A 24,959-nucleotide genomic window follows, 5' to 3' on the forward strand; every position below is an offset into this window, starting at 1 on the left:
CGCACCTGGATAGTTAATTATTCCAATTGAAATGCACCCCGGTTAATTCTTCTGAAACCTGCCACAGCTTTTGGGCATCCGCTTCATTGTGAGAGGCCGCATTGGATTGCACCACAACGGGGTATCCGGTTCGTTCATTGGGTTTGTCGGGACCAACGTATTGCCCGCCTTTTATGGTGGGATCAACGGCCGCTCGCAGATTGGTTAAGGCACCCTGCGCCGCGCTTTGGGCCATCAGCTTAAAGATCGGCACCAAAATCCGAAAATACCAGCGGCGCAGCAAATGATCGGCCAAATTGGTGGTAGAAATTCCAGGGTGGGCGGCAACGGCCGTTGCCTCAACATCGTGCTTCTCAAACTGCCGCTGCAGTTCATAGGTAAAGAGTAAGTTGGCTAATTTGGAACGGCCGTAAGCATCCTGCCGATCATACCCATTGCCACCTTCATACATCAGATTGTCAAAATCCATGTCGCCGCGATGATGCGCCAGGCTGCTCACCGTCACAACCCGCGCTCCTGGTGTTTTCTTAATCAAATCGAGGAGCCGCCCCGTCAAGGCAAAATGTCCCAAATGATTGGTGCCAAATTGGCGTTCAAAGCCATCAACCGTCGTGCCATACGGCACCATCATGATGCCCGCATTGTTCACCAAAATGTCCAGCCGATCATATTTTTGGTGGAATGCCTCCACAAATTGGCGGATTGATTCCTGGCTGGCTAAATCCAACTGCATAATTTCTACATGAGCGTTGGGAATTTCTGAATGAATGTCAGCCAGAGCCGCTTGCGCTTTGTCCATGTTGCGACAAGCCATAATGGTTTGGGCACCTTTGCGAGCCACTTCCAATGCTGTTTCAAAGCCAAGCCCAATATTTGCACCCGTAATAATGATTACTTTTCCCGTTAAGTCAGGGATATTTTCTGTTGTCCAATTTTCATTCATCTGATTTCCTCCTTAAAAAATGAATAGCGAATCCCTGTCAGTTCTTCAGACATTTCCCAGAGCCGTTTGAGGACGGCCGTATCATCCAAGACGTCATTGCAATGCTGTTCGGCGGGATAGCCACGCACCCGAAATGTTTTAGGGCCGTAAAAAACACCCCCTTTCGCCTCTGGGGCCGCGGAGGCATACAGTTGTGGCAGCACGCCCATGCTGATGTCCTGGGCTAGCAAACTCTCAAAAACTGGATACAGCATTCGCTCAAGGAACGGCCTGCCAGATTGCTCTAGGCTGTTCGCTTGCAAATTGGTCATGACCAAACCGGGGTGGGATGAGTTGGCGATGGTTTCGTGCCCAGCAGCTTTCAGCCGCCGATCCAGTTCGGTAGTAAAGGCGGCGTTGGCTAGTTTGCTTTGTTGGTAAGCGGTCCAACGGCCGTACGCCTTCTCACCCATCAAATCATCAAAATTGAGTTCACCTCGGAAGGCGGCGCTGCTCGATGTGCTGTGAACACGCGAACCTGGCGTTTTGGTCAAAACGTCTAGCAGCAAGCCCGTTAGAGCAAAGTGAGCTAGATGGTTCACGCCGAGCTGCATTTCAAATCCGTCTTCGGTTTCTTTGCGCGGAATGGCCATGACGCCCGCATTGTTGAGCAAAATGTCCAGGCGATCATATTTGGCTTTGAAAGCGTCGGCAAAAGTACGCACTGAATCCAGGCTGGCATTATCCAACTGCATAAGGTCTAGCTTGGCACTTGGCACAGCTTGCAACACCTCTGCCTTGGCCTTTTCCGCTTTGCTCAAGTTGCGGCAAGCCATCACCACCGTCGCCCCTTTTGCTGCCATCGCTTTGGTAGATTCAAGTCCTAAGCCGCTATTGGCGCCAGTGATAACCACAACCTTTCCAGTCAGGTCCGGCATATCATTTTGTGTCCATTTATTACTCATAATTGATTACTCCTTTTGGTGACCAAATTATCAAAAGATTGATTAGTCAGTCAATTACTGTCAAAAAAAACTACTTGGCAATGCCCTTCCAGAAAATCTCAAACCCTTGGGCAATGTGACGGTTAAGCGGCATGTCGCGCAGGTTGTTGTCGGTGGCGTGCTGAACGGCCGCACCCAACTGTGCATAAAATATTCGCCCTAGATATTCAGGGGAAATATCAATCAATTCGCCATCTTTAATGCCTCGCAGCGTCATTTCATAAAGGAAGGCCATCTCTGCCTCCTGGCTTTGCTGTGCTTCCTGGCTGACCAAATCAGACAATTTTAGCTGGGTCATCAGGCCATAACGCACCGGGAAGCGGATGCCCCAATCAACATGCCGAAACCAGATGTGTTCAATGCACTCCTTAAGTGTGCCATTGTGGGGATAGCCTACCATTAAATAACCCATCCATTCTTGCTTAAGCTGTTTGTACACCGCGTCGATCAGCACATCTTTAGATTCAAAGTAGTTGAACAGCGTGCCGGTCGCGACGCCCGCGTGTTTGGCAATGCGGGAAGTGGGCGTGTTCCAAAACCCTTCCTTCGCAAAAAGGTCGATGGAGGCTTCGATGAGTTGCTTGGCTTTATCGGTCATGGGCAGCAGTATAATATAGATTGACTAATCAGTCAATACCCAATCTAGAGCCACAGAGAACACAGAGGAAAAAGCGGTAATCTCTAAAACCTCTGTACGCTCTATGGCAAATCTAATCAACTCCAGCGTAATCTTTGCAGTTGGGACCGCCAACTTGGGCCAGCCAGCGGGCGAAGCGCGGCGACAGGTTGTAGACAAAGGTTAGCAGTTCCAGGTAGCGTGGCAGCGTGAGAATTTGACGCTTTTTGACGATGGCGTGGAGAACGGCCGTTGCCACCCGCTCTGGCGTCAGCGCTGGTAAAAATTGGGTAAAGGGGGGCATTCGCTCGTTGGAAACGTGTTTGCGGAAGAAGTCGGTCCCGGCCACGGTACCCAGCCGCACAATCGTGGCGTTGACTGGCGAATGGGTCAGCTCGGCGTGCAAAATTTGGGTGTAGGCGTCGATGGCCGCTTTGGTCGCCGCATACGCCGCCGACGCGCCGCCCACAAACGCCCGCCCCGCCACGGAGCCAATGTTGACAATATGACCGCGCCCAGCTGCCTGCATTTTGGGCAGCACAAATTTAGTGCCAATGATCATGCCGTCGTAGCCCACCCGCATGGTGCGCTGCGCTTCTTCTACCGTCATATCCAGCACATCTGCCCAGCGGACAAAGGCGGCGTTGTTAATGAGAAGATCGATACGGCCGTTCTCCACCCAAATCTCCTCTAACCATGCTTCATACACCGCCTGATCCGTCACATCGCAACGACTCAGGTGAATCTGGCTGGCAGCAGGCAGCGTGGCGCGCTCCGCTTCGGCTTTGTCCAAACTGCCTTGCGAAAAGCCGCAAGCGTAGACAATTGCTCCTTGCGCCGCGAGTGCCCAGGTCATCGCCCAGCCAATGCCTTGGGTGCCACCCGTCACGACACAAACCTGATCTTCAAATCTTAAACCCATTGGAAATCCTTTTTAACGCAAAGGCGCAAAGAAGCAGAGAATACAAAGAAAAATCTGCGTAATCTGTGGAATTTATTCCCCGTGAACGGTTACCACTAACCGACGCCTGCCGCCCCGGTTGCGGTGTTCGCAAAGATAAATGCCTTGCCAGGTGCCGAGATGGAAACGGCCGTTTCTAATCGGCACGGTTACTGAACTGCCCAGCAACACCGCTTTGATATGCGCTGGCATATCGTCTGACCCTTCGTAGGTATGCACAAAATAAGGCGCATTTTCTGGTGCCAGCACGTTGAAATGACGCTCCATATCTTGCCGCACCGTTGGGTCGGCGTTTTCATTGAGTGCCAGCGCAGCCGAGGTGTGCTGGATGAAAATGTGGGCCAGCCCGATTTGGAAGTTGCGCAATTCCGGTAACTGTTGGCTAATTTCGGCCGTTATCAAATGAAAGCCTCGTTGACGAGCCTCCAATCGAATCTCTTTTTGTATCCATCCCATTACTTAATCTCCATAAACAAACCCATCCAAAACTGCACAAAGTGGCTGAGAGCTATATTAATCTGTGCAATATATGTGCAAATATTGTTCAAACCGTGTTACAATAGCATTATCTAACAATCTTACTTGGGATCAAGAAATCATGAAACTAACAATCAATGGAGATGAATACGATATTGCTGAATCACCGCCACGTCCTCTGCTGTGGGTGTTGCGGGACGAATTGGGGCTAACCGGCACCAAGTTTGGCTGTGGTGCCGGCTTTTGTGGTGCCTGCACTGTCCACATCAATGGCGAAGCGGTGCGCAGTTGCGTAACACCACTCACAACAATTAACGGTGAGGTTCGCACGATTGAAGGTTTGCCCACCGTAGCTGACGATGGCATGATTACGCTGCATCCTGTGCAGCAAGCGTTTTTGGAAGACCAAGTGCCACAATGCAGCTGGTGTATGAGTGGCCAAATAATGACCGCCGCTGCCTTCCTGGCCAAAAACCCAATCCCCAACGAAAATGAAATTGTTGAAGCAATGGGCGAAAATTACTGCCGCTGCGGCTGCTATTTCCGCATTAAAGGTGCAGTGGCCAAAGCCGCAGAACAGCTAGCCACGCAGGAGGAAACGGCCGTATGACCACCAAGGACTCCCCTAAAAGCAATGTGAAAAAATGGCGTGTCTCCCGACGCGGCTTTCTTATTGGCCTGGGTGCCACCGTCGCAGCGGTGGCCGTTGGCGTTCCCGTTGGTTTGCCCCATGCCCGCTTGGCAATTGCTGATCTTGTCGCTGAAGGTGGCTCATTTGGCGGCGTCGAGGCCCCTCCCACCAGTTGGTTTGAGATCACCGCCGACAATCGCATTCGTTTCTTTAATCCCAAAGTGGAAATGGGCCAGGGCGTACACACCTCCCTCGCACAAATTGCGGCGGAAGAGCTAGAAGTAGATTGGCAGCAGATCGAGGTTGTGCAAGCCAATACGTCACAAGGGCTAAATGATGGTGCTGGCACGGGCAACAGTAACTCCGTTTCCAGCACCTTCACGCCGATTCGTGAGGCAGCTGCCACTTTGCGCGAACTGCTGCGGCAGGAAGCGGCACGGCAGCTTGGCGTTTCGGCCGCCAGCCTGAGCGTGGCCGCAGGTGTGTTTACTGCTGGCAGCGGGCAATCTATTCGCTATGGCGACATTGCGGCCAACGCAGATGTGGCCAGTTGGGAGGTGCCTGAAGAGCCACCAACGTTGAAACCAATCTCTGAATTTCGCTTTGTGGGCAAATCAACGCCACGCATTGATTTTGAAAGCAAGCTAACGGGTGAGGCCAAATATGGCTTCGACATGCGCTTACCAAACATGCTGTATGGTGCAGTAGCCCGACCGCGGACCATCGAGGGCAAGCTGGCGCGGGCGGCCGTTGGCGAAGTACCTAACCGCCCTGGCGTCGTCGCCGTCGTGGCGGAAGATGATTTTGCTGGCGTGGCCGCGGAATCCCGCTTACAAGCGTATGGGGGTGTGGGGGCACTAGATGTAGAGTGGGAAGACGGCCGTCTCTGGCAGCAGTCTGATCTGGACGAGATTGTTACCGTAGGGAATGGTACGCGCGTTGTGGCCCAGAAAGAAGGGGACGTTGGCAATTTGCTGGATGGCGACGTGCTGACCGCCGAATTCCGCACGCCGCTGGCAGCACATGCCCACCTGGAGCCGCAAGCCGCTTTGGTAGACGTGCAGGACGACAAAGTGACTGCCTGGGTTTCGACACAATCTGCCTACGTGGTGCGCGGTGAGCTGGCTGAGGTGCTGGGCGTCGATGAAGAGCTGGTAGAAGTTATTCCAACTTATCTGGGAGGTGGCTTTGGCCGCAAGCTGAATGTGGAAGCGGCCGTCGAGGCGGCCCGTCTGTCTCAGGCGGCCGGGCGGCCCGTACATGTAGGCTGGAACCGCACCGAGGATATGCGGTATGGCTTTTTTCGGCCGTCCACCCATCACGTGATGAAGGGACGGTTGGGAGGAAACGGCCGTATCGAAGCATTGCAGCACGAAATTGCCAGCGGCGATGTGCTGTTTAGCTTCTTTCCCAGCATCGCCTCTGCTATTGTGGGCGCAGATTTTGGTGCGTACCGTGGCGCACGGTTGTTATATGAGGGCATCCCCAACCGCCAAATGGTGAGCTACCGCACCCCGCTGCCCGTTCGTACCGGGCCGTGGCGTGGCCTTGGCCTGTTGGCCAGCACCTTCGCCATTGAAAGTTTTATGGACGATATGGCGCACGCTGCCGGAATAGACCCGCTACAGTTCCGCCTTAACCATCTGACCAACAGCGACGTAAGCCGCCGCTTCCGCACCGCCCTGGAAACCGTGGCCGAGATGGCCAACTGGGGCGGCACTCTGCCAGTAGGCCGCGCACACGGCCTGGCTATAAACATTGATGCCAAAACGGTCGTGGCCCAAATTGCCGAAGTCTCTGTAGAGAATGGCCAAATTCGAGTGCACAACGTGTATTGCTCAATGGACCCTGGCTTGGTGATCAACCCGGACGGGGCGACCGCCCAGGCGCAAGGCTCCATTGTGATGGGCTTAAGCTCTACGTTCTTCGAGGAAATTACAGTTAAGGATGGGGCGATCGAAGCAGCCAATTTTGACCGCTACCCGCTGCTGACGCTAAAAGAGACGCCGGATATTCACGTACAGCTTCTGGAAAGTGGTGAGGAACCTTTTGGCGTTGGTGAACCGCCCATTGGCCCCATTGCAGCGGCCGTGGGCAATGGCGTGTTTGCTCTTATGGGGCAGCGGCTCACCCAGTTGCCCATGCGGTTAAATAGCTAGATTCACAAAAAACCGATTTCTTTGAGAAATCGGTTTTTTATTTTTCACGGTCGCGGAGGAAAAAGTACAGCGCAACGCCTAAACCTGCAAACAGCACCACCCCGCCTACAACCAGCAGCAATAAAACGAGTGACATAAAAATCTTCTTCTTACCTTTCTCGCTGTTGCCAAAAGTAAAGTCCCGCAACCACAGCAACAAGTAGTAAACCCCCACCGCAAACAATAATCGCTAGTTCAGAAACGCCAAAAGCAACCATAATGATTACTCCCGATCCTTCAAAAAGAAATAGAGGCCAACGCCAACTGCTGCTAGTGTCAGCCCGGCCCCGCATACAACCAATAACATGGCCATCATCAGCTTAATCCTTTAAGGCATAATCTCTACAATCACACCCTGCTCGGCCCATTCATACAGCTGGGCCACATTTTCATTGCTTAGAAGTATACAGCCATAGGTCACGGGCGTCCCCAAATTGCTGGTCCACAGCAGGTTTGCTCCGTCGCGCGTGGGGAAGCCGTGGAAGCCGTTCATAAATTCTACGTTGGGCGCGGGCTGGTAAATTCCCATGAAGCTGGGCATCCACAAATCCCAGTTGGCAGCGTAAGCATTGGGTTCGTGCGTTTGAATCTGGAAGACACCAGGCGCGGTAGGGCTGGAGGCAATGCCGGTACTGGCCAGCCATTCCCATTTGAGCGCACCATTTTCATACACCCAAGCACGCTGCTGGCTTATGCTGACCACAACGCGCTTGCCATCTACCACCGGATATGGCAGCAATTCGTCCGGCGAGGGAATGGTGAGCGTTTGCCCAACGATAAGCGCGTCGGCTACGCCGGGATTGGCTGCTTGAATCCAGGGGTAAGGAATGCCGACTTTACGGCCGATTCCGGCAAAAGTATCGCCCGGCTGCACCACATACTGGCTGGGGCTGTGATAAATGCGTAGATCGATGCGCTCCTGTTGGTTTTTGATGGCGTCGGCAACGGCCGTTAACGCCAATTCACTGTCCAAATACCGATTTTCACCCAGAGCCACGTTGCGCTCAGTAAAAAATTGGGCAGCCTTGTCTGGCTCGATGACCCAATCGAATCGTGTCGTGTCGTTGGGATCGACAGCCAGGGTGAGCCAGCTACCCCACACCTGCGGCCCTACCACCCAGCTCACTGCCTCGTCGCGCACCGGATCGGTAGCGTGGATGGTGATGGTGGTACTGAGCAACGCCTCGGCCTGAGCCACTACGCCGCTCACATCGGTGATGGCGGCAGGAACAACCTGCATTGCCAACGGAATTGGGCGGCTTTGGGCCGCCTTGCCGTTTTGGTTAACGGCCGTTGCCCCTGTTTGTGCCAGGGCAGAGACGGTTGCCGTCACGTCTAGCATTTGCCCATCAACCGCAGGAGTAACTGTCACTTGACCGTTTTCGATAATCAATCCGGCATTGATAGGTTCTACAGCCAGTTCATCGGCACGGGCTTGCAGGGTAGTTTGAGCAACGGCCGTATCCAATATCCAAATTGGCTCTACCGTCATCGCTCCAGTTTGGATTAGCTCAAACCAGGCGGCAGGGGTACGGCCGTATTCGTGCGCATTCTCGGCCGTCGCGGTGGCATCCATTGTTAGCCCCAGCTCTTCAGCAGAAATGAGCCAAACAGTTTCACCATGCGTCAGCCGAATGGTTTGCTGGCTAGAGAGCTCGCTCAAGGCCACAGCCGCCTCGCTAAGGGTCATGCGCCCTACATCGGTGCTCATCACCCGCACACCGGGCAAGACCATCTCGCTCATGTAAAACAGGCTGGCACCCGCAACGGCCGTAAAGCCAATGGCCAGCAGCGTCAGCAAGATTAAGCCAACAAAGAGATGTTTGAGAAACGGCCGTTTGCGACGAACTGGCGGCGGCAATACGTCTGGCTGAGCAGCGGGAAACCAAAGTTGGGTTGGGGCTTCTGCCATCGCCCGCACCTGAACAGGTGATGCCGTGTCTGTTCTGGATGGTTTGGGTGCAGCGGGTCTGCGGAAAAATTGGGTTTTGAGTTCGCTGGTTTGCATTGAATCGTCCTGTACAAAAATGGGTTATCTATTGAACAACGTCAGCATACTGGACTTTGTTCCGCTTTGCCTGACGCTTGCCTGATTGTTGTTATGCTGGAAGGGTACGGCCGTAAAAAAGCGGTTCCCAGGCTATTACCTACCTAGGAACCGCCCAGACAAGAGGAAAATTTATCTAGATTCCCACTTTACTGCGTCAAAACCAACAAGGCGGGATAGGTAGCTTTCGCCCGTGACGTCGGCCAGAGAAACGTACTCACTGCTGCTCCCTCGGAACCAATACGTGCCAAGAGATACCCATTGGTCACTGTAAGCCAACTGGTTCACCACGCGCAGGGTGAAGCCATCCCGGTGGGAGACCCAGTAACGGGCTGAGGTCGTGGTAGCGTTTTTCGATGGGATAAATACAAACACTTCGTACCGGCCAGCATTCAACGACGGATACCAACGTGCCCAGTTGTAGCTACTCCGGGCATAATCGTTGTTGTAAGTCCAGATCATGCCGTTGTTGTAGCCTGCGGTGGATGAACGCCAGGATGACGCCGCACCGCCAGTCACAAAACCGGGGCTGGTGTTGTCAATCACAATCGCTCCGCTGGGAGGTGGAGGGGGTGGATTGCCACTGTCCAGTGCCCAGCTCAATTGTGCGACTGCCAAACCACCATGCTCGTAATATTCCATCTTAATCGGCACATTGCCAGATAGATGAATAACATCAGAATAGGTAGCGGCGGCCTGATCAAACCATTTGTCGATTAGCAGATGGCCATCGACCCAAAGGCGCACACCATCATCCCCAGTGATGGTAAAGCGGTAATTACCAGCGGGGAAGTTAATGGTTCGTGTCCAGCGTACCGAGAAGTTGTCGCTAGAAAGGCCGGGGGCTGGCACGCCGTTGCCCCAGTTGAAGTTGATGTTGGCGTCGTCGCGCACCAAACTGGGTGAACCGGCCAGGGTGCGGTTGTGGAAATATTCGCCGCGCCAGTTGACGATATCGTTGGGTTTGGGTCCCCAGCTAAATTTGGAGACGGCAAAACCACCATTTTCATAATACTCTACTACCAGTTCATGATGCCCGGCGGAGAGGGTGAGGTCTGCTGTGAAGGTGAGGACGGAATGATCATTCCACTCGTCGATGATGCGGTTGCCGTCTACATAGACGCGAATGCCGTCATCGGCAGTGGCGGTAAAGCGATACGTGCCGCCGGAAACATCTATGTATTTGGTCCAGCGTGCGGAGAAATCGTCTGAGGGTAGGCCACTGGGGCTACCTGTGCCCCAATCCCAGTCAATTTTGGATTCGACCGTTTCTACTACAGGGTTCCCGCTCAAGGTTTTGTTGTTCCAATAGGACACATCCCAAACCGAAGCGGTATGCTGACCCGTGGGGCCATCTTGGGCTAAGGCAGCTTGCTGAAAGAGCAGCAATCCAATAAATAAAGCTAATACAATCGTTAATTTACGGTACATGATTTGCCTCCTAAAGATACACTGCTTTGTTTTTACGGTTCTGTACGAGGTTGTCGGGTGGCAACGGCCGTTTGTAACACCTCCCTTTTTTAATTCACGCTCTTTTTACGGCTGGCTGCGCACGGCCCAGCGCCCCGAAGACGCACTCAACACGATGAGTTGATCTTGATCATCCTGAAAGTAAATGAACAGCCCCTGGTTGGTTATTTCCTGCTGGATGGGGGTAAGGTAGCCTATCTCTGGTGCTAACGCCCAGCCCAAACGCTGCCGCACCCAACTGTTCCCGCGCCAGATGCGGCCAAAGCCACTTTCCGGTACATAACGGCCGTCTGGCGGGCTGTATTCGTCGTCTGGCATAGGGCCATCGGGGATGCCGCTTTCTGGGAAGGCATCAAGCGACTGGCTGGCATCATCATGCAAAATGAAAATAACTTCCCCTTCATTCCAATATTGACCATCCTCTAGCCAAACCATCGCACCATTTTCAAAACGCTGGAAAGCAGCGGCCGTTTCTATCGGAGACGCAGCCGGGCAAGTTGTTGGGGGGCCAGCAAAAAACCATCTATCCTCCGGACAAAGAACCATCAGCACCTCAGACGAATACGCGCTTGAATCATCCAGAAAGGCACGCAGTTCCAGATTCAGATTGGTGCGTGTTGTGGGATCGACGGAAAATGTATAGGGGCCAGCCAGCGGCGCATCCTGGCATTGCCATTGGTCTGACAGGGGAGGTGCCATACACAACAATACCGAGGTAGCAATGGTGTTGTAATTCACGGTAGCACTGTTTCCGGGCGAAACAGCACCTGTAGACAATGTCAGCCCGTTCAATATTTCCGCCCAGGCGGTCGTGGACGTGGCAGTTGGTTGTGGTGGTCTAGGGGTAGCAGGTGCCTGGGTGGGTGCTGGCAACGGTAGTTTGGTAGCAGTTGCCGAAGGGGTATCTGTGAGTGCAGGAACGGCCGTTTCTGCTGGCGTGTTGGCTATCGTAGGTAAGGCTGTAGGCGTAACCGTGACTAACACCATCCCTTCGGGAATTTCAGCGATAGTGGTGGTGACCACCGTCACTTCTGGTCGGCCGCTGCTGGCTTTGGTTTCGACACCAAACTCCAGCTCACCACAGGCAGCTAATCCCAAAACAGCTGCCAAAACCAGAACATACAGTAGCCAATAAACCAATCCCTTTTTTGTGTCAATCATGACAACCTCCACAATAAACATATCTCATTGGTAGGGTAACAAGTGGGTGTAACGGCCGTATGGCACAGCGGTAATCAATTTAGCAGAGGATGTGGCAGATTTGTTACATCAGGCAATGGGCAAGCGCAGAATTACCAAAGTACCCTGACCAAGGCGGCTGGAAAGTGCCACTTGCCCCCCGTGCCGAGCCACAATCGCTTTCACCAACGCCAGCCCCAACCCGCTGCCAGGTATGCCACGGGCAGCTTCCCCCCGGTACAGCTCTTCCCAAATGTAGGGTTGGTCGGCCGTAGCAATGCCTGGCCCGGTATCGGCTACCTCAACCATGACAAAATTGTCTTCTTCTCTGGCACGCAGCTCAATGGCGTCGGGTACGGCCGTATATTTCAATCCGTTTTCTAGCAAGTTGTAGATGGCTAAAAAGAGCAAATCCCTATCTCCCAGCACGGAGGGCAGCGGCCAGGGAGCTTGCGGTACGGTCAGCGTCAGCTTGCGCCCCTCACTGCTGGGATGTTCTTGCGCCAGTTCAAATACCTCCAGCAACAAACTTTCCATCTCAACGGAAGCCAGCTCTAAAGGCCGTGTCTCCAGCTCGGCAATCTTGCGTAAGTCAGCCGTAAGCTGACTCAAGCGTACCGTTTGCGCCTCAATGGAAGCCAACGCCTGCTGAGCCGCTTCGTCCTGTCCATTGCTCACGTTTGCCAGCCCAGCCCGCATGGCCATGAGAGGATTTTTCAATTCATGATCCAGCCGTTGCAAAAATCGGCGGCGGTCTTCAGCGACAGTGGCTCGCAACGACTTTTCTGCCTGCGCTTGCTGGTTCTGTTGGTGTAAATGCCACCCAATCGCAGCGGCCAGCAAAATTGTGGCAGTAAGGCCAGTGAGCAGAACGGCCGTACTCAAACTAATGCGTAAAAACAGTGTTGGGTTTGCCAAACGGGTTTGACCGAACAGAAGCGCCAGCAGCAGCCCCACAACAAGCGGTACGCCCGCACCCAGCCACAATTTTTGCCTCATGTTGCCCCCTGCACTGGCGCAACAAAACGGTACCCCTGGCTAGGCACGGTCTCGATAAACGCAGGATCGTTGGCATTATCCCCCAAGACGCGGCGCAGTTCAGCAATGCGCGAATCAACAGTGCGGGTACCTGCCGGATACGCCCACCCCCAAACATTGTCCAGCAGACGTTCCCGGCTCACCAGCTCATCGGGGTGCGTCATCAGGTATTCCAACAGTGTGAACGCTTTGGGCGTTAGGTGAATTTCTTCATCGCCTAACCAGGCGCGGCGCGTTAAGCGATTGAATGTGAGGTTGCGACTTGTTAGCTTTTGGGCGGCAGTTAACGGCCGTTCGCCAGGCCGCGCCCGCCGCAGAACTGCCCGAATGCGAGCCACTAGCTCATGTGGGTCAAATGGCTTATTCAGGTAATCGTCTGCACCCTCTTCCAGCGCCATCGCCCGCTCAAACGCCTCGCCAACTTGCGTCAGCAAAATAACGGGCGTCCAATCCCCTTGCTGGCGCAGTTGGCGCAGCACAGCCCGGCCATCCATTTTGGGCATCATCACATCCAAGATGATGAGGTCGGGCGCAGATGCCTCTACCTTCGCCAAAGCAGATTCACCATCGCCAGCAACAAGAATAATAAAGCCACTACGCTCTAAAAATGGTGCCAGATTTTCGGTAATGGCTGCTTCATCATCTACCAGCAGCAGGGTTAGTTGCGTCGTCATGCAAAAATTGTAGCAGATTTGGGGAACGGCCGTTGTGCCGAAACAGTTACATCTCCCCACCGAAACCTACACGCTCAGGACACAAAAAAGCCTGGCAATCATGCCAGGCTCGTTAATATTGTTTGGAAATTAGGCTCTGATTCACGCTAAAATCAAACCATCCTTTACGGCTAACTCTTTTTTAAGCGCATCCGAATTTGACGCTGCCAGCGAAGCAGCTTTTGCTTAACTGGCTGCCATCGCGCTAAGAAGAGTAAGGCCACAATGCCAGTGTAGATGGCAGGTTCAATGTAAACGTTCTTTACGAGCCAAATGAAGTGAACTAGCACCAAAATAATGATGAGATAGCTCAGCTTGTGCAGCTTCTTCCACCGCTTGCCCAGCCGCCGCTGCCACCCTTTGGTCGAGGTAATGGCTAGCGGAATAAGCAGCAAGAAGGCAATCGTGCCGACCAATACAAATGGCTGCTCAACAATGCCATCAACAATAAAAGCCAGATTTAGTGCATAATCCAGCCAAACGAAGGTGAGCAAATGCAAACAGACGTAGAAGAAAGCGTAAAGGCCTAACGGCCGTCTCAGCGGAATCATCTGCTTCCAACCAAAGGCAATGTTCACCGGGGTCACCGCCAGCGAGAGCACCAGAAGCACCAGCGCGGTAGTGCCGGTATGGAACAAAATCTCGCGCACGGGGTCTACACCCAAATTATTGGTGAAATATTCTGCTACCAGCACGGCCAGCGGCACCCAAGCACCCAAATGGGTGAGCCAGGTGAGTAGCTTGGCCGTTTTTTTGTGGCTGCGGCGTTTGGGTTGGGTGGAAACGGCCGTTTCCCGGCCAGAAATTACAGACATTTGCTTACTCTCTTTCGTCACAGTGCTTTATCGTTTAGCTGGATTGCGTCGTATCATAATCTGGATCGTCGTACAGATGGGCTACCTCATCACCGTACCCATTAAACAACAGCGTCTCACGCCGTCCAAACTCACCAATGCGCCGCTCTGTGGCCTGCGACCAGCGCGGATGAGGCACATTTGGGTTCACGGTCGCAAAGAAACCATACTCGTTGGGCGCAGCCTTCATCCACAAAGATTCCGGCATCGTGTCTACCAAATCAATTTTGACGATTGATTTAATGCTCTTGAAACCATATTTCCACGGTACAACCAGCCGAATTGGCGCGCCATTTTGAGGCAAGAGTGGCTGACCGTAAAGTCCTGTACTCAAAATTGCGAGATCATTCATCGCTTCATCAAGGCGCAGCCCTTCCACATAGGGCCACGGGAAGAGCGAACTGCGAACGCCGGGCATATTGTCCGTATCCTCAATCGTTTCAAAACGGACATATTTTGCTGCCGATGTTGGCTCTACCTCATTCAGCAACTTGGAGAGCGGAAAACCCATCCAGGGGATCACCATCGACCAGCCTTCCACACAACGCATCCGGTAGATGCGCTCTTCTTGCTCAAATGCCATTAACTCTTCCAGGCCAAACGTTTTTGGCTTATTGACCAAACCACCTACATCAACCTGCCAGGGAGCCGTTGGGAAATTTTTGGCTAATGGAGCAACGCGGGTTTTGTCGGTAGTAAACTCATAATAATTGTTGTAGGTGGTTATTTCCTCAAGGCTATTCAGCGGATCGCCACGTTCGTCGAAGTTGCTGCTAACAGTCCCTGGCATGGCATCTAGCACGTAACTTTCTTCAGCAGAGTTTCCTGTGGCAATAGTGGTTGCCGCACCATCGCCATCAGCAACAGGTTCTGCATCTGGCGCACCGCAAGCGGCTAAAAGACCACCAGCAACGGCAGCGGCAGCCCCGCGCATAAAATGTCGGCGTGAAAGATACACAGATTTCGGAGTTATCTCAGATGAAGGAATCTCGATCCTGGAACGTTTTTTAATTAACATGCTTCTTCCTCGAATGTTTTCTATCTATTTGAGTATGCAATTATCCTTAATCTTATGATCTTTTTCTAAATAAATTCTTATGAGTTGATTACAAGCACCAAAATAAGTGACAAACCCAGAACTTACACATTCGCATTTGCCGTACTGGAGAAGTTCAACTTTTGTCAAAAGTTGAACTTCTCAGCAAGTGTCTTATATACGAAAAAACCGAGACCACTTGTGCCTCGGTTTCAAAATTTGTTCACAACAATTTCTAGGGGGAAATAGTGACGGGTAGCCGAATCTCCTGGTAGCTATCCCCTTCGCCAGCGGAGATCGTGAGTATGGCCGAGCCATTGGGCGCATCCTCCGGCACGTCGAGATCAATGGCCCAGAAGCCAAATTGGTCCGCAAATGCTTTGCCAGAGGTAACGAGACGGCCGTTTCCGCCAACATCGTCTAGCTCCAGCACAATGTCCACGGCACTCTCTGGCACGTTAGCCGCCACGCCAAACAAATTGGTCGCTTGCCCCGCATTGAAACTCAGTTCGCCCAGATTGCCCAGGTTTAGCAAAATCGCCTGGGGATCGTCTTTGGCCCGAAGCTGGATGGGAATGAGGGCTTCTCGCCAGCCGCTTTCTTTGTACTCACCGGTGTAGGCCACCGCACAGGCGGGGCCTGGCTCAACGTTTTGCGGCAGAATAACAAAGCCATACCAATTCCCGCCTGACAGCGAAATTTTTTGGGCGGCGATAAAGTTGGTACATTCATCGACCAATACGCCGATGGTAAAGGCACCATTGATGAGATTTTGGCTGTCGCCCTGCATAAAGAAGGCGTAACCGGCCACGGCCGTTTCGCCTTCAACTGGCTGCACGAGCGAAATATACGGTTCTTCAGTGGTGCTATCAAAGGCGACCGGATGGGTCTGCTGGGCCTGGGCCAGATCGCCGAGGGTGGCGGTGAGCAAACCGGGACCGGACGCAGATTCGGCCAGCGTGGTAATGAGTTCCCAACTACCGCTATCGCCGTCGGGGATGATTTGATCGGATACGGCCGTAAACGACCCAATCGTCAACGTCAGCGTAATTGGATCGGTCGTAGGCGGCTGCACCTCACCCCGGAAGGTGACCTCGCGGCCGGCCAACAGCGTGGTAGCCGGGGCCGGTTCTACAATGGTGAGCGTGTAGTTAGGCAGGGTGGCCGTCGGCGTCATGGTGGATGTGGCGGTGACTTCTGGCGTGGGAAAGAGGGGTTCTTCTGTTGGCTCCGGCTCCGTCGGGATGATTTCAGCCGTGGGCGTGGCGGTTGGTGGCTCAGTTGTGGCTGTTTCGGTGGGGGGGATGGCTTCAGCAACGGCCGTGGCTGTTGGCTCTGTGGTAGCGCCACCACAAGCAGCCAAACTCAGCAAAATAACGCCCACCAGGGTAAAAAACACTAAATTTTTCTTCACGCGCATCTTCCTCTACAACACCTTGAGAAAATTGTTAGCCGCTACAAAATCTAAAAGACAAGCGGCAATTATATCAGAGACCAAACCAGGGTAGAATATACCTTCCGCTGATTTAGGCAATCGTTCATAATTACGCCCCTGGTTCAATCGTAATGGTGATGGTGTGCGGTTCGCCCACGTAATTGCTGTCCTTCACCACAATCAGCCGCAAAAAGTAGTCGCCCGGCGGCAGTGCCTCGGCGTGCAGCATTTCCAATGGGCCATTGACGACGGGCTGGTCGTGCGTGTCGCCTAGCGTCACCCAATCCACATTGTCGCCATTAGGGATGCCCAACTCGATTTTGTAAAATTGCACCACGCCCGGTTCAAAATCGGCTGTGCCGATGATGGGCAGCACTCCACTCACCTTATCTCCCTGCGCCGGGCTGCTGATGCGGTAGACGGCTACCCGGTTGGGGTCACGCGCCAAGGCTAACAGTTCTTCGTTACAAACGGCCGTTGGCAACAACGCCACATTATTCGCCTGCGCCCACTCATGGGCTGCCTTCACGCTTTCCGGGTTACGTGGCGGCGCGAGAAAAATCTGCGGCAAAGCATCAGGCGGCAGCAGCGTGGCGTCTGTGCCTTCCGCCAGATGGCAGAAAAGTTGCGGCGGCGGTGCGTCTTCATCCGCTTCGGCACCCAGCAGCACCTCAGCGGGAACGGGCGGCAGCGGCACGGCGGGCATCCGCAGCACGGCTGGCTCCAGTTCCTCCCAGGCTACCAAATTGGGGTCGATAGCTTCAGCCACGGCAGGGGTGTTGTTCACCAGGAACAGTTCAGTGCCAGCGGGCGTACACTCTGTGGTGCCGATGGTGACGGACGGGATGCTGCACAACGGCCGTTCTTCCAATCCCTCTGGCCGCACAAAATCAGTTGGTGGCGCGACGCCGTTCACGTTCAGCACGGCTAGCAGGTCATAGTTAGTGTACACCGCCTGCATGTAGTCGCTCCACAGCGGCGCGGCTCCCGTCAGGCCACTGATGTTGATCATTTCGCTATTGTCTGTGTTGCCCGTCCACACACCCACGACGAGGCCGGGCGTGTAGCCCATGGTCCAGTTGTCGCGGAAGTCGTTGGTGGTGCCGGTTTTGGCCGCCGCCGGGAAGGGCAGCGCCAGCGGATTGCTGCGCCCCATGGCTGGCACGCGAGCGTCGTCATCGTCCAAAATATTGCTAATCAGGTAGGCCACGCGCGGATCAATGACGGAAACGGCCGCTTGTGGGGGCTGCTCAAACAATACTTCTCCATTGCTCTTTTGCACGCGCAAAATGGCGGTTGGCGTCACCTGGTTGCCGCCGTTGGCGAACACGGCGTAGGCGGCGGTCAGCTCTAGCGGAGTCACTTCGGCACCACCCAGCGTCAGCGAGAGGCCGTAATTACTGGAATCCTGATTCCAACTGCTAATGCCCATTTGCTGAGCAAATGCCAACATGCGCGGCACGCCTAAATCCTGCAAAACCAGCACGGCCGGGATGTTGTAGCTGTTGGCCAGTGCTGAACGCAGACGAACAGGGCCGTGGAAACGGCCGTCATAATTCACTGGCGAATAGGTCTCTCCATTAAATTGCGGATAATCCACCTCTACGTCCCACAGCAAATCAGCGGCCGTCCAATCGGCCTCGCCCGTCTCATCGGGGGAGAGGGCAGCAGCGTAGGTAAGCGGCTTGATGCTGCTGCCCGGCTGCTGTAAGGAGAGCGCCACGTTCACATGGCCGTCAATGCTTTCATCTTTGTAATTAACGCTGCCCAGCATGGCCAAAATCTCGCCCGTACCTGGCTTCATCGCCACCAAGGCAGCATTGGTGAGATTGTGTTCTGACCCAACGGCGGCAACGTGCTGCTGGGCTAGCTGCTCCGCCAGCCGCTGGTAGCTTAAATCGAGCGTAGTCGTGACCCGCAAACCGCCATTGGCTACCGCTTCCGCCCCGTACAACGCTTCTAGCTGCTGCCGTACGTAAACGGCAAAGTGGGGGGCTTCCAGGCTCACCTCTTGCGGAGCAAAAGTCAACGATTCCTGGTAGGCAGCCACGGCCTCATCCTGGGTGATAAAGCCTTCGCTCACCATCAAGTTGAGCACCAGCCATTGACGCTCTTTGGCCGCTTCCAGATTTGCCAGCGGGTCTAGCTCTACCGGACTTTGCGGCAGGCCAGCCAGCAGGGATGCTTCACTCAAGCTCAACTCCTGGGACGATTTGTCAAAATAGGTGTCGGCGGCGGCTTCGATGCCGTAGGCGAGGTTGCCGTAATAAATTTCGTTGAGGTACATCTCCATGATTTCATCTTTACTGTAATCCCGGTTCATAATCCAGGCAAGGATGATCTCTTTGGTTTTGCGATTGTAGGAGACTTCGGTGCGCTCTTCGTAGTCGAAGGCAATGTGGCGCACAAGCTGCTGGGTGATGGTGCTGCCGCCTACGGGACGGCCGTCTGGATTTCGCAAGTTAGCGATCAAGGCGGCTACCAACGAGGGAACGTCGGCACCGGGATTTTCGTAGAAGCTATCATCTTCTACCGAGACGGTGGCATGGATAAGGTGAGAGGGGATTTGGCTGATGGGAACGGCCGTACGCTTCCCCTCGCCGAAAAATTCCCAAAGCAGCTCACCATTGCGATCAAAAATTTGGGTGGTCTCGAATGTCTCTCGGTCACGGGCAGCGTCGAGCTTGACAATGCCATCTTCAATTTCTTGCGACAAGTTGGAGTAGACCAGCGTCCCCGCCACCATCACGCCACCAAAAATGAGCAGCGCCAGCAGCAAAATGCCGCCAATGAGGGCGCGACCCAAGCAGCCAAAACAGCCGCGTCGCTTGCGAGCTGGTGGTGCGGTAAATTGAGCTTGCTGTGGCGGTGGTGCCTGCGGCCTTTGAATTGAAGCCATCGGGCGCGTGGTTTGATCTTTGGTCATGGTATCTCCTGAGAATAGTGGTTAGTCGCCGATGGTTAGTTGTGGTCGCTAGCCACTAAAACTAACCACTATAAACTGTAGCCAAACGGCCGTACCCTCACTTGCCGCCCCCCACACGATTCACAAACGACAACCTGACGCGCTCCACGCCCAACAAAAAAGAGCACCCTGCGGGACGCTCTTTTCGGTAAACGGTTATCCGTAATCAGTAATCGGTGACCACCTACCGCTTACCGTTTACTGTTCACGGGTCTTACCCACGGCGAAGCATAACAACGCCCACGCCAGCCAGCAGCACCAGGATTGCGGCAACGACCAAAACAATGCCACCAATGCTGCTGAAGAAGCCACCTTCATCAGCGGGGGCGGCGTCGCCAGCTTCGGATGATTCCGAGGTATTGTCGGCGGCTGTGTCGGCAGTAGATGTGTCAGCAACGGCCGTGTCCTGGGGATCAAAGCGTGTGCCAAAGGCCACCGAAATCTGGGCACCTTCCGCTACAGAAACGGCCCAGCTTGGTGAGGTCGTTGGCTGATAATCTGCCGGTGGGAAGATTTGCACCTGGTACGTATCCGGTGCCAAATTCTCAAAGCAGTACGGCTCGCTGGCCCCATCGGTGATGTGGGTTGTTACCGTGCTGCCACCCCGGAAGATGGTAATGGCGGCATCCGCCTGCAAGCCTTCCGTGCCATTGTCCCGAACCCCGTCAGCATTTTGGTCGTCAAAGGCAGCGACGCAGATAGTGCCGGTAGTGGATGCCGCCGCAACTTCTGCGGCAGGGGCAGCGAGAGCTTCCGTTTCTGTTGCGCCACTATTGGTGCCTTCTACTTCTATCACTTCTTCAGGGGCATCCGATTCTTCGACAGGTGTTTCGGCCGTTGGTTCAGGTGGTGCCACCACCGCACCGGGTTCTCTAATGATCAGCTCCTGCCCAACCGTGATGAATGCCGCATTATTATTCAACTCTCGAATAACGGGCAGGGCTTCTTCAGGGGTCAAACCCAGCGCAGGGGCGTAGCGAATGGCAATTGTCCAGAAGGTATCACCCGTGTTCACCACATGTATAATGGCCCCATCGGGACGGGGTGTGGGGGTAGGAAATGGTGTCGCCGTTGGGCCAGCCTGGGCCACCGTGCCACCACCGCTGCTGCCACCAGAGCTAGCAGGCACTTCGCCCGTGCTACCCAGCGCGTAGAGTGCCACGCCATCCATAAAAAAGCCACTGTTAACAAATGGAACCTTAGAACCCATTTCCAAGAAAATGATCATAGATTCAGACGTGGCCGTGAAATCCCAAATATAGTTGATGCTGTTGAGATAAAAGCCCGCAACGTTGGCAGCACCCCAGGTGGGGCTGTAGTTGAGGCCCGCACTGCGCCAGCCAGAGCCCGTTGGCCCAACGCTAAACCGGATAAAGCCAGCATCTGGTCGAGCACCTGGCGGCTGCTTGCCACCATCGTACGATTCCACAATGTCTACATAAATTGGGGCAACAATGCGGTAGTTGCGGCCCACTTCCAGCCCAGAAACTTCTTGCGACAAAGCCACAAACAAAGGTGCCCACGGCTTGAACAGCTTCAACGTATAACTACCATCACGGAAAAAGAGCGGCCGTTCTGCTGGGGGCGCGTCTTGAATGTTCCAAACAACCGTTTCGGGGCGGTAGGCTACCACACCGTCTGTGCCTTCAAAGGCCACCCCATCGAGCCAGTGCATGCGCCAGCCGTTGGGCACGGCAATCTGGGGGATGCTGTCCTGGTTGAAGTAACCAGCTTCAAACCCCCCGTTCTCAAACAGGTTGCCAGAGATAATGTCGTCCTGGGCCGATACGTCATTTCGGGGAATGCTGAGCAAGGCAACCAGCAGGGTTGCGACAAGCAGCAGCACAGGTTTTGTAACTTTACTTTTCATGTTTCTTATTCCTCCACACAACAATGCCCGGCAGATTTGCGGTTTAGGGGCATTGCCTCTTCCATGTGTTGCGTTGGCCTATTCTGCAATTTTGATTGATAAGCTCCGAACTGCTTTTTTTGTCCAACATCGTATCCAGACAAAAATATAGCGCAACGACAAATTGCGCTACAAACAGGCGAAAATTGTAACATACCGCTCAGGAAACAACAATTTTGGCAAGGTGTGATATGATCCGGCTCATTTTTGGGCTTGACCATTTTTAGCTTTAACGTTTAGGTAAACAATCAGGCCTTGGGAATGTTGCAAATATGACCCGTGACCGTCCCCTATCTTCTTCTAATGAGAAACCTGGCGTTAGCCAACGGCCGTTCCCACGTAGGCAAACGCCATTTTTCCTCTTTCTCATCACGCTATTAGCTATACCTGTTTTGCAGCCGCTGTTCAGCAGGCAGATCAGCTGTGGCTTCGACACAACCTTCCATTTGTGGCGAGCAGTGCAGGTAAGCGCGCTGCTGGAAGAGGGCATTTTGTTTAGCCGCTGGGCACCCCAGATGGCGCATGGGTATGGCTACCCGCTGTTCATGTTCCAATCCCCCTTTTCGGCGCAGCTGACGGCCGTATTCCACCAAGTCGGTCTTAGCTGGCCCATCGCGCTCAATCTAGTGTACGGACTGAGCATCGTGACCTCTGGCTGGACGATGTGGTGGCTAGCACGTACTTTTTGGGGCAATTGGGGCGGGCTGGTGGCGGCAGTGGCTTACCTGTACGCACCCTTCCACGCCTACGTCGCTTTTTACCGCGCCAGCTTGTCGGAGACGGTGGCCTGGAGCTTGCTGCCGCTGGTGCTGTGGGGCCTTTACCGTTGGCAGCGTGATAAAAGTGGCTGGGGATTGGTTACGGCCGTTTTCAGCTTCATCCTGCTCATCTATACCCATGACGTGACGGCCTATGCCTTTCTACCCCTGTTCGTGGGCTGGATTGGATTATGGGGATGGGTAGACGGCCGTTCCTGGCAAATGTTGGTACGGGGCGTCCTAGGATTGCTGCTAGGCATTGGCGGAACTGCTTTTTTCTGGCTGCCCGCCATCGTGGAACGGTCGGCTATCCAGTTTGGGCGGGCCAACAGTGCCTGGCCCTTTTTGTACGTCAACAACTTTTTGCCGCTAGAGCAGCTTTTCGCCCTGCCCCGTAACGCCGATCCCAGCTTGCTAAACGATTGGCCACCGCGCGGTTTGGGCATATTGCTGCTCATCGTGGCCTTGGCCGGAGCAGGATTGGCCTGGCGACGGGCGAAGGCAAGCCGTTGGCTGGTGGGCTTTTTGCTGCTGGGGCTGGCTGGTTATCTTTTCCTCACCGTGCAGGCGTCAGAATTTTTGTGGACGGCCGTTCCCCAGTTAGCCGCCTTCCAATTCCCCTGGCGATTTTTGGCCCCCGCCAGCTTTCTGGCCGCCTTCTTGTGCGGCGGTGTCGTTTATCCGCAGATTTCGCAGATTAACGCAGATCTATCTTTTTCTCCTCCGCGCCTCCGCGCCTCTGCGTTAACTCTATTGGTGGTTGTGACTCTATCTGTCGGGCATTGGGGCTGGCTGTACCCGGATGTGTGTGACGCGCCGGATGATTTGACGGTGGCTGGCATGGTGGCCTGGGAGCAGGCGACGCAGACGCTTGGCAGCACGGCCAGCGGCGAACTGCTGCCCCGCGCCGTCGAAATCGTGCCACCCCCCTCGAATCCCCCCGCCTGGCAAGCCCGCCTAGACCCTACCACATTGCCCACCGAAGCAAATATACTATCCATTAACCACCAGCCACTAGCCACTCAAATTGAATTAGAAACGGCCGTCCCCTTCACCGCCACCCTGCGCATTTTCAACTTCCCCGGCTGGCAAGTCACGATTAATGATGAATCGGTTCCGATCACCCCCTCAGACCCGGAAGGCTGGATAACATTTCCTGTGCCAAACGGCCGTGCCACCATCCAGGCCACCTTCCGCGAAACCCCGCTGCGGCTGGTGGCGGATGCTGCCTCGCTACTCAGTTTGATTCTGCTAACTGCGATTATCTGGAGCAGGCAGGGTAATCAGTATTCAGCATTCAGTAATCAGTCTTCCAATTACCAAACATTGATTACTGATTACTGGCCACTGGTTACCGTCGCGCTGCTGCTCATCGTTGCCAAATTGCTGCTGGTGGATGCAGGTGGCACACCGCTGCGGCAGGCGCGTTTGCAAGACGACACGCTGGCGGGCGTGGCGCAGCCAATGGACGTGACGCTGGGTACGCCGGACAATCCGGCGCAGGTGCGGCTGCTGGGGTTGGAGGAATGGGAAACGGCCGTTCCCGCCAACAATCCGCTCACCCTCATCCTCTACTGGCAAGCGTTGCAACCACTATCCGCTAATTACAAAATCGGGCTGACGCTGCTGGATGAAAACGGCCGTCGCTGGTCAGACGAAGGGTTGCGCGACTACCGCTGGCTGCGCAATCCCCCGCCAACTACAGGCTGGCCAACTGACCAGTATGCCCTCACCGCTTACTTTGTGGATTTGCTGCCCGGCACGCCGCCCGGTAATTATCAGCTACAGCTCTCCTTTTTTGAGGAAACCAGCCTAACGCCGCTGACGTTTTACAACGCCAGCGGCCAACCCATCGGCTCACAGCTTGATTTGGGTTCGGTGATCATTGAGCCACCAACCGACCCATGGCCTACCTCGCTAACGATGCAGCATCGGCTGGAGGTTACAAATGGCTCCGCGACGCTACTGGGGAGCAACCTGGATCGCACCGAAGCTGCGCCGGGGGATTCGATGTTGGTGACGCTTTTTTGGACAGCACAGGCAGAAACGGCCGTTACCCTCAGCCTTATTGACGAAAGCGAAAAAGCAGTCACCAACCGGCCCATCACCTGGCAAAATTTCGGCGAGGGGGCGTGGCGCAGCCAAATTCCCTTGCAGCTTCCAGTGAGTTTGGCAAACGGCCGTTACCAGTGGCAGCTTACCTTCCCCAACGGGCAAGCGGTACGCTGGGGCGAGCTTACCATCACCGCGCCAGATCGTTTGCGAGAGATGCCTGTGGTAGAAACGGCCGTCAACATCACCCTCAGCGAGCAGGCAACCCTGGTTGGCTTTTCGCTGGATGAGCAGTCGCTGGCGGCGGGGGAAACGCTCAATTTGGAGCTGGTGTGGCGAGCGGAAACGGAGTTGAGTGAGAGCTACCGGGTGTTTGTGCATCTTTTGGCTGGGGACGGCCGTATCGTTGCCCAATCCGACGGCCTCCCCGCAGGCTGGACGCGCCCCACCACCGGCTGGCTCCCCGGCGAATTTATTGTTGACCCACACGCCATCCCCCTGCCCGCCACGCTGCCCCCCGGCGACTACACGCTCACCACCGGCCTCTACCTACCCAACGCCAGCCGCCTCCAGCAGCCCAATGGCCGAGACAACATCCCACTCACCACCTTCACCCTGCCCTAAAAAATCACGAATTTATCGAATAATACGAATTCATTTTTCAATTATTCGTTTTATTAGTTCATTCGTGCTA

18 protein-coding genes are annotated in these 24,959 nt (G+C 54.5%); 3 read left to right on the forward strand and 15 right to left on the reverse strand.

Annotation, left to right across the window (positions count from 1 at the left end; translation table 11 throughout):
* Positions 1 to 13: 13 nt before the first annotated feature.
* The 5 genes from ACOQPU_RS15330 to ACOQPU_RS15350 form a co-directional block, all read right to left on the reverse strand.
* On the reverse strand, positions 14 to 943 hold the full coding sequence (locus ACOQPU_RS15330) for an oxidoreductase (RefSeq protein ID WP_420640706.1): 930 nt from the start codon (positions 941 to 943) through the stop codon (positions 14 to 16).
* Positions 940 to 1,887 carry an oxidoreductase gene (locus ACOQPU_RS15335; protein ID WP_420640707.1) on the reverse strand — a complete coding sequence of 316 codons (948 nt, stop codon included), beginning with the start codon at positions 1,885 to 1,887 and terminating at the stop codon, positions 940 to 942. Before ACOQPU_RS15335 ends, ACOQPU_RS15330 begins: the two co-directional genes overlap by 4 nt.
* A 70-nt stretch (positions 1,888 to 1,957) precedes the next feature.
* Entirely contained in the window at positions 1,958 to 2,524 is a 567-nt protein-coding gene (locus ACOQPU_RS15340; RefSeq protein ID WP_420640708.1) for a TetR/AcrR family transcriptional regulator, read from the reverse strand.
* A 112-nt stretch (positions 2,525 to 2,636) separates the two neighbouring features.
* Positions 2,637 to 3,464 (reverse strand): SDR family NAD(P)-dependent oxidoreductase, encoded by an 828-nt coding sequence (locus ACOQPU_RS15345; protein WP_420640709.1) that lies wholly within the window; start codon positions 3,462 to 3,464, stop codon positions 2,637 to 2,639.
* Positions 3,465 to 3,536: 72 nt separating this feature from the next.
* Positions 3,537 to 3,959 (reverse strand): secondary thiamine-phosphate synthase enzyme YjbQ, encoded by a 423-nt coding sequence (locus tag ACOQPU_RS15350; RefSeq protein ID WP_420640710.1) that lies wholly within the window; start codon positions 3,957 to 3,959, stop codon positions 3,537 to 3,539.
* Positions 3,960 to 4,101: 142 nt separating this feature from the next.
* Here ACOQPU_RS15350 and ACOQPU_RS15355 point away from each other — a divergent pair, with 142 nt between their 5' ends.
* The gene (locus ACOQPU_RS15355) at positions 4,102 to 4,590 is read left to right on the forward strand and encodes a (2Fe-2S)-binding protein (RefSeq protein WP_420640711.1); all 489 of its coding nucleotides are present in this window, start codon (positions 4,102 to 4,104) and stop codon (positions 4,588 to 4,590) included.
* A complete protein-coding gene (locus ACOQPU_RS15360; RefSeq protein ID WP_420640712.1) occupies positions 4,587 to 6,770 on the forward strand; it encodes a molybdopterin cofactor-binding domain-containing protein in 2,184 nt (727 codons plus the stop codon). The genes ACOQPU_RS15355 and ACOQPU_RS15360 overlap by 4 nt, the downstream gene beginning before the upstream one ends.
* Before the next feature lie 367 nt (positions 6,771 to 7,137).
* On the opposite strand, the gene ACOQPU_RS15365 is transcribed toward ACOQPU_RS15360, so the two are convergent.
* The 10 genes from ACOQPU_RS15365 to ACOQPU_RS15410 all read right to left on the reverse strand — a co-directional run bounded on the left by ACOQPU_RS15365 (position 7,138) and on the right by ACOQPU_RS15410 (position 21,416).
* Positions 7,138 to 8,817 carry a L,D-transpeptidase family protein gene (locus ACOQPU_RS15365; RefSeq protein ID WP_420640713.1) on the reverse strand — a complete coding sequence of 560 codons (1,680 nt, stop codon included), beginning with the start codon at positions 8,815 to 8,817 and terminating at the stop codon, positions 7,138 to 7,140.
* Between the two features lie 171 nt (positions 8,818 to 8,988).
* A complete protein-coding gene (locus tag ACOQPU_RS15370; RefSeq protein WP_420640714.1) occupies positions 8,989 to 10,287 on the reverse strand; it encodes a PA14 domain-containing protein in 1,299 nt (432 codons plus the stop codon).
* 105 nt (positions 10,288 to 10,392) lie between these two features.
* The gene (locus ACOQPU_RS15375) at positions 10,393 to 11,487 is read right to left on the reverse strand and encodes a hypothetical protein (protein ID WP_420640715.1); all 1,095 of its coding nucleotides are present in this window, start codon (positions 11,485 to 11,487) and stop codon (positions 10,393 to 10,395) included.
* 108 nt (positions 11,488 to 11,595) lie between these two features.
* Complete coding sequence (locus ACOQPU_RS15380; protein ID WP_420640716.1) at positions 11,596 to 12,504, reverse strand: sensor histidine kinase; 909 nt, start codon at positions 12,502 to 12,504, stop codon at positions 11,596 to 11,598.
* Positions 12,501 to 13,217, reverse strand: a complete 717-nt coding sequence (locus tag ACOQPU_RS15385) for a response regulator transcription factor (RefSeq protein WP_420640717.1) — start codon at positions 13,215 to 13,217, stop codon at positions 12,501 to 12,503. The genes ACOQPU_RS15380 and ACOQPU_RS15385 overlap by 4 nt, the downstream gene beginning before the upstream one ends.
* A 170-nt stretch (positions 13,218 to 13,387) precedes the next feature.
* The gene (locus tag ACOQPU_RS15390; RefSeq protein ID WP_420640718.1) at positions 13,388 to 14,071 is read right to left on the reverse strand and encodes a sulfite oxidase heme-binding subunit YedZ; all 684 of its coding nucleotides are present in this window, start codon (positions 14,069 to 14,071) and stop codon (positions 13,388 to 13,390) included.
* Positions 14,072 to 14,105: 34 nt separating this feature from the next.
* On the reverse strand, positions 14,106 to 15,128 hold the full coding sequence (gene msrP / locus ACOQPU_RS15395; protein ID WP_420640719.1) for a protein-methionine-sulfoxide reductase catalytic subunit MsrP: 1,023 nt from the start codon (positions 15,126 to 15,128) through the stop codon (positions 14,106 to 14,108).
* A gap of 253 nt (positions 15,129 to 15,381) precedes the next feature.
* Positions 15,382 to 16,560 (reverse strand): hypothetical protein, encoded by a 1,179-nt coding sequence (locus ACOQPU_RS15400; protein WP_420640720.1) that lies wholly within the window; start codon positions 16,558 to 16,560, stop codon positions 15,382 to 15,384.
* A 130-nt stretch (positions 16,561 to 16,690) separates the two neighbouring features.
* Complete coding sequence (locus ACOQPU_RS15405; RefSeq protein ID WP_420640721.1) at positions 16,691 to 19,507, reverse strand: transglycosylase domain-containing protein; 2,817 nt, start codon at positions 19,505 to 19,507, stop codon at positions 16,691 to 16,693.
* A 253-nt stretch (positions 19,508 to 19,760) separates the two neighbouring features.
* Positions 19,761 to 21,416, reverse strand: coding sequence for an SdrD B-like domain-containing protein (locus tag ACOQPU_RS15410; protein ID WP_420640722.1), 1,656 nt, complete (start codon positions 21,414 to 21,416; stop codon positions 19,761 to 19,763).
* Positions 21,417 to 21,727: 311 nt separating this feature from the next.
* On the opposite strand from ACOQPU_RS15410, the gene ACOQPU_RS15415 reads away from it, so the two are divergent.
* Positions 21,728 to 24,889: a 6-pyruvoyl-tetrahydropterin synthase-related protein gene (locus ACOQPU_RS15415; RefSeq protein ID WP_420640723.1), complete on the forward strand. Its 3,162-nt coding sequence runs from the start codon at positions 21,728 to 21,730 to the stop codon at positions 24,887 to 24,889.
* The last annotated feature ends 70 nt before the right edge of the window (positions 24,890 to 24,959 follow it).

Origin of the sequence: Candidatus Leptofilum sp. (assembly GCF_965223285.1) — a bacterium.
Taxonomy (GTDB): domain Bacteria; phylum Chloroflexota; class Anaerolineae; order Promineifilales; family Promineifilaceae; genus Leptofilum.

Coding starts and splice junctions, on each gene's coding strand:
- ACOQPU_RS15390 (WP_420640718.1), bottom strand. CDS start 14,071: ATGTCTGTAATTTCTGGCCGGGAAACGGCCGTTTCCACCCAACCCAAA.
- ACOQPU_RS15370 (WP_420640714.1), bottom strand. CDS start 10,287: ATGTACCGTAAATTAACGATTGTATTAGCTTTATTTATTGGATTGCTG.
- ACOQPU_RS15350 (WP_420640710.1), bottom strand. CDS start 3,959: ATGGGATGGATACAAAAAGAGATTCGATTGGAGGCTCGTCAACGAGGC.
- ACOQPU_RS15335 (WP_420640707.1), bottom strand. CDS start 1,887: ATGAGTAATAAATGGACACAAAATGATATGCCGGACCTGACTGGAAAG.
- ACOQPU_RS15385 (WP_420640717.1), bottom strand. CDS start 13,217: ATGACGACGCAACTAACCCTGCTGCTGGTAGATGATGAAGCAGCCATT.
- ACOQPU_RS15340 (WP_420640708.1), bottom strand. CDS start 2,524: ATGACCGATAAAGCCAAGCAACTCATCGAAGCCTCCATCGACCTTTTT.
- msrP (WP_420640719.1), bottom strand. CDS start 15,128: ATGTTAATTAAAAAACGTTCCAGGATCGAGATTCCTTCATCTGAGATA.
- ACOQPU_RS15375 (WP_420640715.1), bottom strand. CDS start 11,487: ATGATTGACACAAAAAAGGGATTGGTTTATTGGCTACTGTATGTTCTG.
- ACOQPU_RS15415 (WP_420640723.1), top strand. CDS start 21,728: ATGACCCGTGACCGTCCCCTATCTTCTTCTAATGAGAAACCTGGCGTT.
- ACOQPU_RS15405 (WP_420640721.1), bottom strand. CDS start 19,507: ATGACCAAAGATCAAACCACGCGCCCGATGGCTTCAATTCAAAGGCCG.
- ACOQPU_RS15365 (WP_420640713.1), bottom strand. CDS start 8,817: ATGCAAACCAGCGAACTCAAAACCCAATTTTTCCGCAGACCCGCTGCA.
- ACOQPU_RS15355 (WP_420640711.1), top strand. CDS start 4,102: ATGAAACTAACAATCAATGGAGATGAATACGATATTGCTGAATCACCG.
- ACOQPU_RS15345 (WP_420640709.1), bottom strand. CDS start 3,464: ATGGGTTTAAGATTTGAAGATCAGGTTTGTGTCGTGACGGGTGGCACC.
- ACOQPU_RS15410 (WP_420640722.1), bottom strand. CDS start 21,416: ATGAAAAGTAAAGTTACAAAACCTGTGCTGCTGCTTGTCGCAACCCTG.
- ACOQPU_RS15380 (WP_420640716.1), bottom strand. CDS start 12,504: ATGAGGCAAAAATTGTGGCTGGGTGCGGGCGTACCGCTTGTTGTGGGG.
- ACOQPU_RS15360 (WP_420640712.1), top strand. CDS start 4,587: ATGACCACCAAGGACTCCCCTAAAAGCAATGTGAAAAAATGGCGTGTC.
- ACOQPU_RS15330 (WP_420640706.1), bottom strand. CDS start 943: ATGAATGAAAATTGGACAACAGAAAATATCCCTGACTTAACGGGAAAA.